The organism is Gluconobacter sp. Dm-74 (assembly GCF_018256135.1).
GTDB lineage: Bacteria > Pseudomonadota > Alphaproteobacteria > Acetobacterales > Acetobacteraceae > Gluconobacter > Gluconobacter cadivus.
Genome location: NZ_JAERLX010000001.1, coordinates 107,967 through 122,145 on the forward strand (window position 1 = coordinate 107,967; position 14,179 = coordinate 122,145).

Below are 14,179 nucleotides of genomic sequence, written 5' to 3' on the forward strand. Positions count from 1 at the left end.
TATCTGGCCGGCTGCCTGTGGCCGGCATGGTGTGATCTGTGTTTCTGGAGAGACAGCCTGGCATGTCCGACATACGCTCTGTTCCCGTACAAGGGAGTTTCCTGCTGCGTCGGCGGCTGCTTCTGGCCTTTACCGTCCCGGTGGCCGTCGGAATCTGTGGGCTGATCTGGGAATTGCAGGCGAAGAGCTTTTCTGCCGCCTCTTTCAGGCAGTCGGTGTTGCCTGAAATCACGCTTCTAGTGCTTTTTGCGGTCTCCGGAATTTTTGCATTCTTTCAGGTGGGCACGCGTGGGGACACGCTGACGGATGCTGTCAGGCAACTGGCAGCACGAGGAACCCTGCCCAAAGATGCGTGCGAAGCCAGTCTGGTCCGGTTACAGGTCATGCTGGGTGAGGCGCGCACCAACTCCGAGAGAAGTGAAATCCTCGCATCTCAGGCGCAGTCTGCGCTTGCCGCTGTTCGGATCGAAGCTGAAGACGCACGGCAGTCGGCCCAGCAGGAAGCTGCCGAACATGAGCGGGTGATTGAGATTGTGGGGAATGCCATGGCGAATCTGCGCGATGGCGAACTGGGATTTCGTCTCGAAGAGGCCTTGCCCGCCCGCTACGACCGACTGCGGCAGGATTTCAACGAAACGGCGTTGAGCCTTCAGAAAGTGATGGTTTCGCTGAACGACAGCATTTCGACGATTTCATCGGGGTCTGCTGAAATTGCATCCGCGGCAGACGATCTGGCCCGTCGTACGGAACTTCAAGTTGCGCGTCTTGAAGAAACGACGATTTCTGTCGGCAATGTCACGGAAACTGTCCGCAAGACGGCTGCGGCCTCGGTTCATGCGAGCGAAGTCGCCAGTCAGACGCGTGATCGTGCGGAAAGATCTGGAGAAGTGATGATGGCTGCTACGGCGGCCATGCAGGACATTCAGAAATCGTCCATCCATATCGCACAGATTCTCGGGCTGATTGACGATATTGCTTTTCAGACAAATCTGCTGGCGCTGAATGCCGGTGTCGAAGCTGCCCGAGCAGGGGACGCGGGTAAGGGATTTGCGGTCGTCGCGGCCGAGGTTCGTGCGCTGGCGCAGCGATCAGCGGATGCGGCCAAGGAAATCAAGGGACTGATCACCTCCAGCACACAGCAGGTCAGTCGTGGCAGTTCTCTGGTCGAAGAGACGGGGGTCGCGATGAAATCGATCGTGGAGAACGTCAGTGAAATCAGTGTTCTGATCGGTGAAATTGCTACGGCTGCACGGAGCCAGGCGAATGACCTTTCGGAAATCAGCGTTGCGGTCAGCCAGATGGATCAAAACACTCAGCAGAATGCCGCAATGGTCGAAGAAGCCACGGCTGCCAGTCATAATCTGAGTGCGGAAGCCAAGGAACTTGTGGGAAGTCTCCAGCGGTTTCACTTGCAGGATTATGGTGATGACCAGTTTGGCTTGGCAAAAGAAGACTCCATTCTGCCACCTGCCACCACGCAGTGGGGAGAAAGTCCTTTTCAGACGTCTGATGAAGGTTGGGAGGAATTCCGGTAATGGAAGCCCTCATTCTCCCTGAAATATTGGATACCAGATATGCGGTTCCGTTTTCAGAACTTCTGAAAAAACAGGAGGGCGCCTTTCTTCTGGATGGAGAGAGTGTGCAGCGTGTTGGGGGACTCTGCTTTCAATTGCTGGTCTCCGCATTTGCGACTGCGCAGACGCTGGGCACGTCTTTTGAAATCAGAAACGTCTCCGATGAAATGAAAGAAAACCTTACCCTGCTTGGCGGAGATTTTCTTCTCAAAGGGGAAGGCGCAGCATGAATATTCTGGTTGTCGATGATTCCAGAACCATGCGGGATCTGGTTAGTCGTGAGCTTCGCGGAGGCGGATACGACGTCGAAACGGCTGAAGACGGCGTGGATGCTCTGGAAAAGATCAAGGGATTTTCCCCTGCCGTTATCATAACGGATCTGAACATGCCGCGTATGAACGGGCTGGAACTGACGCAGGCCCTGCGTACTCGGGATGAAACGAAGTTTGTTCCGATCATTTTTCTGACGACGGAATCCGGTGACGAGCTTCGGCGTGCTGCGCGCGAGGCCGGAGCGACGGGATGGATCGTCAAGCCATTTGACGGCCCTAAACTGCTTGCGGCAGTCAGGCGGGTCAGCGCATGAGTGCGACAGAGTTTACGGATGATATGGATGCCATCCGACAGATTTTCTTTGACGAGTGCGACGAACAGCTCGCTCTCCTTGAAGAAGAACTGACGACGTTGAGCGATGAGCCGGAAGACAAAGAAAAGATCAACACGATCTTTCGGTGCGTTCATTCCATCAAAGGCGGAGCAGCGGCCTTTGGGATGGAGGAACTGGTAAAATTCTCCCATCTTTTTGAGAGTGTGCTTGACCTGTTTCGGTCAGGAGCCTTGTCCGTCACAACTGAGAGTATCGCGACGTTTTTAAAGTGTAAGGATGCTCTGTTCGATATCGTTACAGCTTTTAAAAATGAAGGGACGGCCTGTGAGGCTGCCTCCGATACTGTGGCTGAACTGGAGCGATATCTTGATTCAGGAGCGCCCGAACCGGAGCCGTCCCCCGAGGATGTGGAGATGGATGACATCTTCGGGATGGCGTTTGCGCCAGTCAAAATTGAAATCGAGGCGCCGGTCGACCAGCGGTTTTCAATTTCCCTGAGAGTAACGACTGAGTTTTACGAGCGCGGCGATGATGTCCGGAATATTCTGATCGCATTGAAGGGACTGGGGGCGCTTCAGGTTGAAGTGGATACTGACGCGGTTCCACTGATTGGCGATATTTCACCTGAACGGAGTTATCTGACGTGGAATCTCCTGATGGAAACTCAGAAGTCGCGTGGTGAGGTCGAGGAAATTTTCGAATGGTCCGGAGACGATCTTCAAGCGACGGTTACGCTCATAGCTGACAATGTTGCTGACGGTCCCGCATCTCTGCCTGTGGAGATTGAAGAAAAAATAGACCTTCAGATCAAGAAGCCTGCTGAGCGCAAGGAATCCGCGACTGTCCGTGTCGACATCCAGCGGATCGACAAGCTCGTCGATCTGATTGGGGAGCTGGTGATCAATCAGGGTGCCATCCAATCACAGATGCGGCGTAACAAGGTTCACGGAGATTCTGTTCTGGGAAATGTCGTGACGGCGCAGGAGCAGCTTATTCACGAGCTTCAGGAAAACGTCATCACCATGCGGGCCTATCCGATCAAAACCGTTTTTCAGAAGCTGGGTCGGGTCGTCCGCGAGACGGCAAGGCTTACGGAAAAGCATGTTCGGCTTGTGCTGGAGGGAGAAGACACTGAGGTGGATCGTTCCATTCTCGAAAAGCTGTCCGACCCTCTGACGCATATGGTCCGTAATGCGATTGATCATGGTATCGAAAGTCCCCAGGCCAGATCGCTGGCTGGCAAGGATCCGGAAGGGCTGCTCAGACTTCGGGCGTTTCAGCGCTCTGGGCGGATTATTGTCGAAATTCAGGATGATGGCGCTGGTCTGGATGCCGACAGGATTTACGAAAAAGCGCTTGAAAAAAAGATTATTGAAAGAGGTCAAAGACTGGATCGGGAAGAAATTTATTCCCTGATTTTTGAGCCCGGTTTCTCTACTGTTGCCGAAGTCACCGATGTTTCGGGGCGCGGCGTGGGAATGGACGTGGTCAAGCAGAGTCTTCAGCAGATCAACGGGAGGATTTTTATTAGCTCTGCTAAAGGAAAGGGGACAACGTTTTCGATTTCACTGCCGTTTACGTTGTCAGTTATTGAAGGAATTATTTTCAAGGCCGAAGGCCAGGATTTTGTAATTCCGGTCAATAATGTCCTTGAGACAATCATATTCGACGCGAAAAAAGCTTTTCATGTTGGAGAAGGGAAATACGGATATCCTTATCGGGACGGCTATTTATCCGTGATTTATGCCTCTGATATTATTGGAGCGTCTTCTGATGGACTGAATCAGAAGATATGCTTTGTCATTGAGAATGAAAACGAAGAAAAACTTGCATTTATTGTTGATAAAATCATTGATCATTCAAGGTTTGTAGTAAAGAATCTTGAAGACAACTATAGAAAAATCGCCTGCTTTTCAACAGCGACCATTCTTGGGGATGGGAACGTGGCATTTATTCTGGACGTTGAATTTCTCTTTGGTGAGCTTCTGAGAAAACGGGAAGGTTCGTTGGAGGAAAGGGTATGATCATGGAAAAAGCTCTGGTCTTTTCCTTGGGGAGCCAGGAATTTTCTGTTCAGATTTCTGCCGTGAAGGAAATCAAGGAATGGGCGAAAGCGACGCCTTTTCCGGCAGCTCCGGCTTTTGTGGAAGGAGTGGTCAATGTCCGCGGTTCCGTGATCCCGCTTGTGAACATGGCCCAGATGATGGGGGTTTCTGATGATAACGATGAAAAAAAGGCCATTATTTTTCTGAAAGACGACAAGAAGATTATTGGTTTTTCGGTTTCGAATGTGACGGATATCTCGGATATTGACGAAGAAGACTTCCGACCCCTTCCAGAGCTTTCCAGCGATAATCTCAAATACTATTCAAACGGCATTCTGTCCTTGGGAGGGCGTCTGGTTTTTTCTGTGAATGTGGCCTCGCTGTTCGAAGGAAGTTTACAATGACAGTGATGGAACTTCGGGACCAACAGGAGATATCGGACGAAAATTTCCGGATTATTGCAGGGATTGCCAAGACATCTGCTGGAATTTCTCTATCGGATAAGAAGAAAAGTCTTGTCTATTCGAGAATTTCACGCCGTGTCCGGCAGGAAGGGTTTGGCTCTTTTGATGAGTATTGTGATTTTCTGGTAAGTGGCGCTGGAGTTAATGAAAGAAATCATCTTGTTTCGGCGCTGACGACAAACGTTACCAGCTTTTATCGGGAAAAGCATCATTTTGCGTATCTGGAGCAGTTACTGCGCCAGAAATTATACTCGCGCATTGAACGTGGCGAGGAACTCAGGATCTGGTCGGCGGCCTGTTCGAGCGGTGAAGAAGCCTATTCCATCGCTATGACAGTCTTGAAGTGTCTGTCTGGTATTTCGGGACTGAAAGCAAAGATTCTGGCGACAGATATTGATGCCGACATCCTCAGTCAGGCCAAGCTGGGCAGTTATAATTCTGTGGAAGCGGAAGCCTTGTTTGAGGCCGGCGTGCTGTCGTTCTGTCGGCTCGAAAGCAATCGGGTCGTCATGTCTGAAAGAATTCGGGACATGATTCGGTTTCGCCGCCTCAATCTGGTGGAGCCATGGCCGTTTTCATCTCGGTTTCACGCCATTTTCTGCAGGAATGTCGCGATTTATTTCGAGCGGGAAACTCAGGACAGGCTCTGGGGCAATCTCTCGGCGCGCATTTTTCCAGGTGGTGAGCTTTATCTGGGACATTCGGAACGTATTGCTCATCCCGAACGCTTTGGAATGGAAAGCATTGGGTATAATGCCTATCGCAAGGTTTCGACCGGAGAGATGTCTCCATGAGCGGTTCAAAGCCTTTGACAGTCGTTGTCGTCGACGACTCTCTGACAACGCGGGCGCTGATCGCGGCGGCTCTCAAACGTGATCCCCGCGTCAAGGTTGTTGGGACGGCTGGAACGCCTTTTGAGGCACGCGATCTGATCGTGCGGCTGAATCCTGATGTGCTGACGCTTGATTACGAAATGCCGTCCATGAATGGATTGCAGTTTCTCGAAAAGATCATGCGGTTGCGCCCGATGCCTGTGGTGATGGTGTCGGGTCGTCTCTCCAGTCATCAAGGGCTGGTGGAGCAGGCGCTCCGGATGGGGGCTGCCGAGTGGTATTCGAAAATGGCGCTCGGGAGCGGAGAGGAGCCCTTTGCCGGGTTGGGAGACGCGATTGTTCGAGCAGGCGCCACAAAAGGGCAACCTGCCGTATCGGTAGGTGGGAGTTTGGGAGCCAGAGTGATGGCTGCCACGAAAACCGGAACTGTCGTTGGCATCGGTGCCTCGACCGGTGGCGTGGAAGCTCTAACGGATGTGCTCGAGCATTTTCCGAAGGATTGCCCCGCGACAGTCATCGTGCAGCATATGCCAAAGCAGTTTTCCGAGAGCTTTGCGCGCCGTTTGGACAGGGTTGTGAAACCTGACGTCAGGCTGGCGGAAGAGGGCGATGTGCTGAAGCCGGGTGTTGTGTATGTCGCGCCCGGTGGGGGGCGTCATCTGCGTATCAGGGGTGGGGCGCGCCCCGGTGAGTATGTCTGCCAACTGGTAACGGCGCCTCCCGTTAACGGGCATCGGCCATCAGTGGACGAACTGTTTTATTCTCTTGCCGCCACAGTGGGGAAAAATGCTGTGGGCGTCATCCTGACCGGGATGGAGTGCGATGGCGCGCAGGGTCTGCTGGCCATGCGTCATGCCGGTGCCTGTACGATCGGTCAGGACCGGGCAAGTTCTGTCATCTATGGCATGCCACGCGCTGCTTTTGAACTGGGTGCGGTGGACACGCAGCTTCCGCTATCCGCCATTGGCCCCGCTATTCTCAATCTTTGTGAACGCCGTTCTCTGGAGACGTATCCATGATTTCCGCATCTTCCATGTCCGTGCTCCTTGTGGACGACCAGACCTCTATCCGTTCGATCCTGCGCAATACGCTTGCCCAGATCGGTTTTGTGCAGATTGCCGGTGTCCGCAACGGGGTGGAAGCTCTGGAGCATCTGAAGAGCAATTCGGTTCATCTTATCATTTCGGACTTCAACATGCCGGACATGGACGGGCTTGAGCTTTTGAAGGCTGTCAGGAGCAATGCGCGAACTGCGAAAACAGGTTTCATCATGTTGACCGGGCAAGCGAGCAAGGAACTGGTGCAGCAGGCGATCGCGGAGGGCGTGAATAATTTCCTTGCCAAGCCTTTTACGGCCAGCTCGCTTAAATCCCGCATCGAAGCTGTTTTCGGACCGATCTGCGGTGCTTGAGGCTTCGAAGGGACTTCCGTTGCCTCAGGTCCTTGAAGGGCTTGGGGTACAGCTCGCCATCAGTCTTCAGGAACTGCGCAGACTGGAGACCGTCTGTCTGAAGGCGCTTCTGGGAGAAAATCCTCTGGAGTTGCAGGATTTCGACAGGATCGCCCAGGTTCTGGATCAGGTGGCGAGCTGCTGTGAAGGGCTGAGCCGTGAGCCTGAGGTAGAGACTGTGCAGGTTCAGCGGTCAGTTGTGGACAGTTTGACGATGGGAGAGATCCGTCAGCGTCTGCTGGCGGAAGCCCCCCAACCGGCAGTAAGTTCCGGAGAGGTTGAACTCTTCTGAGGGATCAGCTTGGTGTGCTGGCATCCTGCGGGTTGGAGCGGATCATGGTGCGCTGTTTCTGCAGGCCGTGAATAATCTGTTCGACGTCCTGAGGGCCGAAGACAACGCCAACCGGTCCATAGGCCGGATGCTGGAACGCCAGCATTGATCCTTCGGTCAGGGCGTCGATCTGAAGAGCCCAGTTTGTGGTGTAGACCGGCGTGAAGCGCGCGCCTGCAATGGGGGCTGGCGGGCGTTTTTCGATCAGGGCGGCATGAGCCAGACCCAGGCTTGTGATCAATTGGGACAACTGGGTCTCGTCCAGAGACAGGCTGCCTGAAACGCCGCTGCCTTCAAGAAAGGACAGGATGGCTGTCTTGCCATCTTCTGAACGTGTGACCTGCATGCGTGGGGCTGTCATGATGTTCGACTCCCTGCTCGGTTGTGATGTGATCAGGTTGAAGACCCAGTGTGATGGAAGCCTCCGGCCCATGTCCACCAATTCAGACGCGCGCTCTGTTCGTTCAGGATCCGTGCGGCATCCTTAGCGCTGTCGGGATTTGGGAAAATCCCGAAGCAGGTGGCGCCTGAACCGCTCATACGCGCGAGAAGACACTCGGGAAGGCTGCCGATGGACGCCAGAACAGTGCCGATCACCGGGCATTGTGAAAGGGCCGGAGCCTGAAGGTCGTTGGTTGTGGCGTTCAGGTCAGCGACCATGGCTTCTGCGCTGTCCCAGCGGGTGGGCAGGAAGGCTTGAGGCCGCTCCGTAATGCCGCCGCCCGCGGCGAAGGCCCGGAAGACCTCGGGTGTCGAAACGCCGACGCCGGGATTGACGAGCAGGAGGCCCGCATCAGGCAGAACCGGGGCCGGTGCGAGGATTTCTCCAATCCCCTGCATCCGAGCCGGACGCTGCGCGATACAGACGGGAACGTCTGCGCCCAGTTTTTCGGCGATCGGAAAGAGTGTGGCCTGATCCGCGTTCCATTCGCGGGCCAGCAGGCGCAGCGTTGCTGCGGCGTCCGCAGAACCGCCGCCGATACCGGAAGAGACGGGCAGATTCTTTTCCAGCTTCAGACGAAAGGATTCGGTCAGGCCATTAAATGCTGTGCCGGCCTTGGCCTGAAGGGCGCGGGCGGCGCGTAGCACGAGGTTCTGATCGTCCGCTTCCAGCCCTTGGCCGAAGGGGCCGTCGATCGTCAGCGACATCATATCGGCGGGGCCTTCAAGCGTGATGCGGTCTGCGGCGCCTGCGAAAACCGCGAGGCTGTCGAGCAGGTGGTATCCGTCGTCGCGTCGGCCGGTGATGTGCAGGAACAGGTTGATTTTGGCGTGTGCTGTGGCTTGGGGGGCGTCTGGGAAGGTCATGGTTTCTGTTCGAAAGCTGCGAGATGGGGGCCGCCGTTCTGGAGCGCCTGCATCAGAAGGGCGCGGTCCTGCGGCTGGGGGTTGTCGTCGAGGGACTGGTTCCACTGGTCCTGTGCCTCGGTGTGCCGTCCGAGATACCAGTAGGCGACGCCGAGATGGTAGCCGATTTCGGCATCGCCGGGCGCGTGTTCGGCAGCTTGTACAAGCATGGGGAGCGCGGTTTTGAGGTCTGCGCGGTATTTGAGAAGCGCCCAGGCGTAGCTGTCCTGAATGGACGCATCCGCGGGTTGAAGATCAACGGCTTTTTTTAGCATGGCGAGAGACTGCGCCTGATTGGCGTTATGCTCGATATTGGCATAGCCGACGAAGTTCAGGACTTCAGGCTGGTCTGGGGCGAGTTCCAGCGCATGTTTCATGTCGTCCTGCACCATCGGCCAGTTGCCGCTTTCCTGAGCGGCCATCGCGCGGCCCAGCAGGATGGGCCAGAGGATTTCTTTGCGGGGTGGGGAGGCCTTGAGCGCGCGGGTATAAAGGGCGATGGCGTCTGTATGATGGCCGCGCTGGTCTTCGACTTCGGCAAGCTGGATCAGGAATTCCGGATTCTCGGGACGTAGGACGAGAGCGCGGTGCAGGGCATCGGCTTCCTGTGCGAGGTCTCCTGAGCGCAGGGCAAGGTTGATCCGTTCCTGTGCGGCCAGGGCGGCAAGGGGATCGGACGGGGAAATGCTGTTTAGTTCGGCGAGGCCGCTGGTGATCTGGTTGGCTTCGCGGAAAGTATCAGCCAGAAAGATGCGTGCGAGTGTCAGGCCGGGATCGAGGAAAATGGCCTGTTGCAGGGCGATGATGGCTGGATCGCGTGGAATGCCGTCCTGCTGGATGGCGTCCGTAATCATGAGGGCCATCTGAAGATTGAGAACGGCCCCGCCGAGTGCCGGCGTTGGTTTTTTAAGGTTTTGAAGATCCTGCTGAATCGGGTCGATGACGAGGGCGGCCAGCGGAGAGGTCACGCCCAGAGCGGCGACGGCGTCGCTGGCCTCCTTGTGGTGGCCGTGCCGTTCGAGCCAGCCGCCATAGAGCTGCGCGTAGAGGATCTGGAGCGTCAGTGGATCTCCGGACGCGTTTCCTGTGCGGTGATAGAGCTGTCCGGCGAGTAGGGGAGTGGGCAGGTGTTCCGCGACCATGGCTGCGTGCAGAAGATAGAGCCTGCGGGTCGCCGGTTGACCTGCGGCTTCTGCCAGCAAGTTCAGGGCCTTGTCGGGGTGGCCCTCGGCGGCGAGGCTCCAGCCCATAAGGACAGGTGCTGCAATTGTGACAAGCGGACCGTGATGGGGACTTCGGGTGAGGATGCGGCGCATCGCGGCCCAGTCCTGCCGGGCGAAGGCGTCCTGCGCGAGAATGAGGGTGCCGATATCGCTGCCGGCGCCCTGATCGGGCAGGGCGGTGGCGAGTTTGACGGCTTCGGTCTGATGACCGGCCATGGCGGCATAACGCAGGGCGTCGTGTTGTAGCTGAAGGTTATGCGGTGCGAGCGGCAGGGCATGGGAGAGGGCCAGATTGGCGGCGGGAACGTCTCCGCGTTCCATCATGACCGTTGCCGCCAGCATCCAGCCGGTCAGGGAATTTTCCGGATTGACGGTGGGCTTTATGGTGGGAGGCAGGGCGGCCAGCGCGCTCCCTGTCAGGCCGCTGCCCAGCGCGAGAGCGGGAAGCACCAGACGGAGCGGGCGGGAAAATTCCTCGAATGATCTGGGCCAGCCGCGTGTGATCTGCATAATGGAAGAAACTCTAGCCCTCTTGAGGCTCCACGCCAACCGGCATCCCTTTGGGGTCTGTGTGGCGACGGAGTGAGAGGCCATCAGGACGGATCAACCATGACGCCCCCAGTCAGTGATGTGTCGGTAGTTTTGAGCCGGGCCGATCTGCTGGCCGCGCTTCAGCTCCAGTATGACTGGGGTGTGGACGAGGCCCTGTGTGAAATGCCGGTGGACCGTCTGGCCGAGGCGACGCCGCAACTGCCGCCGCGTGTCGGGACGGAGCGGCAGGATTTTGCGCAACATTTGCCTGAGGCTCTTTCGGGGGGCGACGGAGCGCGCCGGATGCCTGCTGCGAAGGCGGGTAGTGCGTCGGCGAGCGGGCTGTCCGCGCGGGCGGTGGAAGAAGCGCCGGATCTGCCGACACTGATGCGCCTGACCGAAGCGCCAGGCGATCTGTTTCTGGCCCGAACCGCCACGCATCGGTTGGAGCCGGTTTTCGTCGAAGGCGCGCCATTCATGCTGATCGGCGAGGCGCCCGATGCGGATGAGGACCGTTCTGGCACGTTGTTTGCAGGCGAGGGCGGGGCATTGCTGGAGAAAATGCTGCGGTCTGCGGGACTGGAGCGCGGGGGGATTTCGATGGCGCCCGCCTTGCCATGGCGTCCGCCCGGCGGGCGAACACCGAGTGATGCGGAGATGCAGGCCTGTCTTCCGCTCTTGTTGCGGACTATTGCCCTGTGTCGGCCGGGGTTTCTGGTGACGATGGGGGTGACGCCGCTCAAGATGCTGGTAGGTCCGGATGCTGCTGTCGGGCGAATGCGGGGGCGGTGGACGGACGTATCGGTTCCGGGGCTTGCGACTCCGGTGCCACTTCTGCCGATGCGGCACCCTCTGCAACTGCGGGCAAGCGCGGCTGCGCGGCGGAATGCCTGGCAGGATCTGCTGATTCTGATGGAGAAACTCTCTCCAGAAGAATGAGGACTAATTGGGTACAACTACTACCGTTAAAAAACTTCGGAAAAACGTAAAAAAACGCGCGATGACAGGTGTTTGCCACTGGATTGTTTTGGGGTTGGGTTATATCATTGCCCAGTCCAAGGATGTGTAGAACTTAACAAGTTCTTGCCAAGGCCCTGCAAAGCGGGTAGCAACCCGCTGCTATGCGAAGGACACCCCCTTTCATTTCAGGCAGTAGCGCTCGAGCTTTGCTCGTCAGCGTACTGATTCTGGCCGGTGGCTCACTGTCTCCGGCGCGTGCGGACAGCACACGCAACCTCAGCCCCCAGCCGGAACCGGCCGGGGATGAGACTGCGTTTGCCGAAGCCCGGCCGTCTCTGGGCGGGGATGGCGTTGTCTCGCTGCCCCATCCGCTGACGGCGGCCATGGCCAACCGCTATCGGCTGATCTTTCAAGCCCAGCGCGAAGGCAATTCCCGGATTGTTCAGGAACAGATGCGTCTGCTGACGGATCATATCCTGCTGCCGGATGTGCTGGCTGAGCGTTATCTTGCGCCGGGTGCGCATCCTGCGGCCGAACAGCTTCGGGAATGGCTGCATGACTATGCGTCCCAGCCCGATGCATCGAACATTCAGGCTCTTCTTTTGAAAATCGCGCTGCCGGGAACGGTGCAGATGCAGTCTTTCGTTCGTCCGCTTGCCGCTGATGCGCGGGCTGACGATATGAAGGGCGCGGTCGCTCCTGTTGATCCGCTGATGCATGCATTTGCTCGTAATTCGCTGCTGGACCGGACGGTTCAGGAACGGGTCCTGACGGGCGTGCGGGGGGCGGAAAGTGCGTTGCATCTCGTGGACATCACGCCGGGGATGAGCGCCCCTTACGCGGCGCAGCTTTACGGTGAGATTGCACTTGGTCTGCTGTCGCAGGGGGAAACCCTTGCGGCGTTGCGGAATGCAAGTGCTGGATTTGGTCGTGGGGACCATCAGGTTGGGCTGCCCGCCTATGTTGCCGGGCTTGCTGCCTGGCGCGAGGGGCATGTCGAGGCGGCCTATGACCTGTTCCAGTCTGCGGCCAATGCGCCTGTGACGGCGCTGGAAATCCGTGCGGCTGCCGCGTTCTGGGCAGCACGGGCTGAGGGACGGCGTCATGACATGGCGGGTTATGTGAAGTGGCTGCATCGCGCTGCCACGCATCACGAAACCTTCTATGGCATGCTGGCGTCCCAGACGCTGGAACTTGGGCGTCATGGCCATGCGCGTCTGCCCGGTGGGCGGATTGAGGTCACGCTGCATGATCCGGTGCCTGTACTTGCGGAAATTGATGTCGAGGCTGTGGGCGCCCTGCCGCAGGGGCGTCAGCTTTTTGCACTGCTCCAGATCGGCGAACGGATGCGGGCCGAAAACCTGATCCGACGTATGTGGGTGGATGTCGCCTCCGACAGCGCGCGGTCGCGGTCGCTTCAGCTGGTTGCTCAGGCGGCGGGTTATGAGGATCTGTCCGAGCAGCTTGCCTCTCTGGTCATGCATCGGGAATCTGAGGTGACGCCGCCAACACCGCTCCCTCTGCCCGCCCTGAAACCCAGTCATGGTTTTCGGATGAACCCCGCGCTGGTCTACGCGCTGACGCGGGTGGAATCCAATTTCGATCCGTCGGCGACGTCAGGGGCCGGGGCGCATGGTCTGATGCAGATCCGCCCGGTGACGGCGAGTTTCGTCACCACGTCGCACATGACGTATGACTCGCATGGGGTGGCGGTGATTCCGGTGGCGCCTGATATGGTCAGCCGTCTGCACAATCCGTCTTCCAATCTGGAGATCGGGCAGCTTTATGTGCTGTATCTGGCGAACCAGTCGAGCCGTGTTGCGACGGTAACACCTCCCGAAGGTGGCGATCTGGTTCGGGTTCTGGCGTCCTATAACGCCGGGCCGGGGGCGATTGCGCGCTGGGAAGGCGCGCAGAAGGCGGACATGCATGATCCGCTGTTCTTCATGGAAACGCTGCCGAATAACGAGACGCGCGATTATGTCCATCGCGCCCTGACCTATACGTGGCTGTATGCGCACCGTATGGGGCTGCCGTCTCCGTCCCTGAAGGCACTGACGCGTTCGGAATGGCCGTCTTTTGGGGAAGAACAGGCCATGGCGCATGAGCGCATGGCCCTGAACTAAGGTCCTTAAAGAAATTCGATCAGGGCGATGCCGCCTGCGATCAGGATCAGAGCGCCGAACAGAACGAGCGCCAGACGTTTTTCAATGAAATCGCGGATGGGTTCTCCGAACATCCGGAGCAGGGCGGCTTCGAGAAAGAAGCGTGCGCCCCGCGTGACGATGCTCGCGGCGATGAATGGCAGCAGTGGGAAATGCGCCGCTCCTGCCGCCAGCGTGACGAATTTGTAAGGAAGCGGGGTCAGGCCCTTGGCGAGGATGATCCAGACGCCATAGCGGCGGAACATCGCTTCCAGATTCAGGATGCGCTGGTCGGCATGATAGAAATGCGCGATCGGCATCCCGATATGTTTCATCAGGAACGCACCCAGCAGCCAGCCGATCAGTCCACCCACGATGCTGGCGGTCGTGCAGACAAATGCCAGAAACCATGCCCGTTCACGGTTGGCGAGCAGCATGGGGACGAGCATCAGGTCCACGGGCAATGGAAATACGGAAGATTCCGCCACGGCGACAACAATCAGCCACCAGACGGCACGCGGCGAGGCGGCCAGTTCGGTGATGCGGGTGTAGAGCAGTGTCAGCATGGTGGTCTGATCTTCCTGTAAAAACGTGCGTACTGTCCTACCCGGCCTGCGGGAGCTTGCAAATCCGTAACTCTGTGCAACATGTGTTTCGGTAAACGAACGGC

Annotated in this window: 15 protein-coding genes; 11 read left to right on the plus strand and 4 right to left on the minus strand. The window is 57.5% G+C overall.

Going from position 1 to position 14,179, the window contains the following annotated elements; all coding sequences use genetic code 11:
* The first annotated feature begins 62 nt into the window (after positions 1-62).
* From JK208_RS00520 to JK208_RS00560, 9 genes are read left to right on the plus strand one after another with little or no spacing between them, the layout of a single operon-like run.
* Positions 63-1,535, plus strand: a complete 1,473-nt coding sequence (locus tag JK208_RS00520; protein WP_211573954.1) for a methyl-accepting chemotaxis protein — start codon at positions 63-65, stop codon at positions 1,533-1,535.
* On the plus strand, positions 1,535-1,804 hold the full coding sequence (locus JK208_RS00525) for an STAS domain-containing protein (protein WP_194266745.1): 270 nt from the start codon (positions 1,535-1,537) through the stop codon (positions 1,802-1,804). The genes JK208_RS00520 and JK208_RS00525 overlap by 1 nt, the downstream gene beginning before the upstream one ends.
* Positions 1,801-2,160, plus strand: a complete 360-nt coding sequence (locus JK208_RS00530) for a response regulator (RefSeq protein ID WP_194261811.1) — start codon at positions 1,801-1,803, stop codon at positions 2,158-2,160. Before JK208_RS00525 ends, JK208_RS00530 begins: the two co-directional genes overlap by 4 nt.
* Positions 2,157-4,205, plus strand: coding sequence for a chemotaxis protein CheA (locus JK208_RS00535; RefSeq protein WP_211573955.1), 2,049 nt, complete (start codon positions 2,157-2,159; stop codon positions 4,203-4,205). The genes JK208_RS00530 and JK208_RS00535 overlap by 4 nt, the downstream gene beginning before the upstream one ends.
* A gap of 2 nt (positions 4,206-4,207) precedes the next feature.
* A complete protein-coding gene (locus tag JK208_RS00540; protein WP_194261813.1) occupies positions 4,208-4,630 on the plus strand; it encodes a chemotaxis protein CheW in 423 nt (140 codons plus the stop codon).
* Complete coding sequence (locus JK208_RS00545; RefSeq protein ID WP_211573956.1) at positions 4,627-5,484, plus strand: protein-glutamate O-methyltransferase CheR; 858 nt, start codon at positions 4,627-4,629, stop codon at positions 5,482-5,484. The genes JK208_RS00540 and JK208_RS00545 overlap by 4 nt, the downstream gene beginning before the upstream one ends.
* Positions 5,481-6,542: a chemotaxis response regulator protein-glutamate methylesterase gene (locus JK208_RS00550; protein WP_211573957.1), complete on the plus strand. Its 1,062-nt coding sequence runs from the start codon at positions 5,481-5,483 to the stop codon at positions 6,540-6,542. Before JK208_RS00545 ends, JK208_RS00550 begins: the two co-directional genes overlap by 4 nt.
* Entirely contained in the window at positions 6,539-6,934 is a 396-nt protein-coding gene (locus tag JK208_RS00555; protein ID WP_194261816.1) for a response regulator, read from the plus strand. The genes JK208_RS00550 and JK208_RS00555 overlap by 4 nt, the downstream gene beginning before the upstream one ends.
* Positions 6,927-7,265, plus strand: a complete 339-nt coding sequence (locus tag JK208_RS00560) for a hypothetical protein (RefSeq protein ID WP_211573958.1) — start codon at positions 6,927-6,929, stop codon at positions 7,263-7,265. Before JK208_RS00555 ends, JK208_RS00560 begins: the two co-directional genes overlap by 8 nt.
* A 4-nt stretch (positions 7,266-7,269) precedes the next feature.
* Here the strand turns inward: JK208_RS00560 and JK208_RS00565 are convergent, their stop codons facing one another.
* Genes JK208_RS00565 through JK208_RS00575 form a run of 3 tightly spaced genes read right to left on the minus strand, consistent with a single transcriptional unit; the run spans position 7,270 to position 10,384 of the window.
* Positions 7,270-7,650 (minus strand): hypothetical protein, encoded by a 381-nt coding sequence (locus tag JK208_RS00565; protein ID WP_194261949.1) that lies wholly within the window; start codon positions 7,648-7,650, stop codon positions 7,270-7,272.
* Positions 7,651-7,697: 47 nt separating this feature from the next.
* Positions 7,698-8,612, minus strand: coding sequence for a 4-(cytidine 5'-diphospho)-2-C-methyl-D-erythritol kinase (locus JK208_RS00570; protein WP_211573959.1), 915 nt, complete (start codon positions 8,610-8,612; stop codon positions 7,698-7,700).
* Positions 8,609-10,384, minus strand: coding sequence for a tetratricopeptide repeat protein (locus JK208_RS00575; protein ID WP_211573960.1), 1,776 nt, complete (start codon positions 10,382-10,384; stop codon positions 8,609-8,611). The genes JK208_RS00570 and JK208_RS00575 overlap by 4 nt, the downstream gene beginning before the upstream one ends.
* A gap of 99 nt (positions 10,385-10,483) precedes the next feature.
* Between JK208_RS00575 and JK208_RS00580 the strand changes: the two genes are divergently transcribed.
* Positions 10,484-11,344 carry a uracil-DNA glycosylase gene (locus tag JK208_RS00580; protein WP_211573961.1) on the plus strand — a complete coding sequence of 287 codons (861 nt, stop codon included), beginning with the start codon at positions 10,484-10,486 and terminating at the stop codon, positions 11,342-11,344.
* 182 nt (positions 11,345-11,526) lie between these two features.
* Complete coding sequence (locus JK208_RS00585) at positions 11,527-13,491, plus strand: transglycosylase SLT domain-containing protein (RefSeq protein WP_211573962.1); 1,965 nt, start codon at positions 11,527-11,529, stop codon at positions 13,489-13,491.
* A 5-nt stretch (positions 13,492-13,496) separates the two neighbouring features.
* Here the strand turns inward: JK208_RS00585 and JK208_RS00590 are convergent, their stop codons facing one another.
* Entirely contained in the window at positions 13,497-14,075 is a 579-nt protein-coding gene (locus JK208_RS00590) for a YqaA family protein (RefSeq protein WP_211573963.1), read from the minus strand.
* Positions 14,076-14,179: the final 104 nt, after the last annotated feature.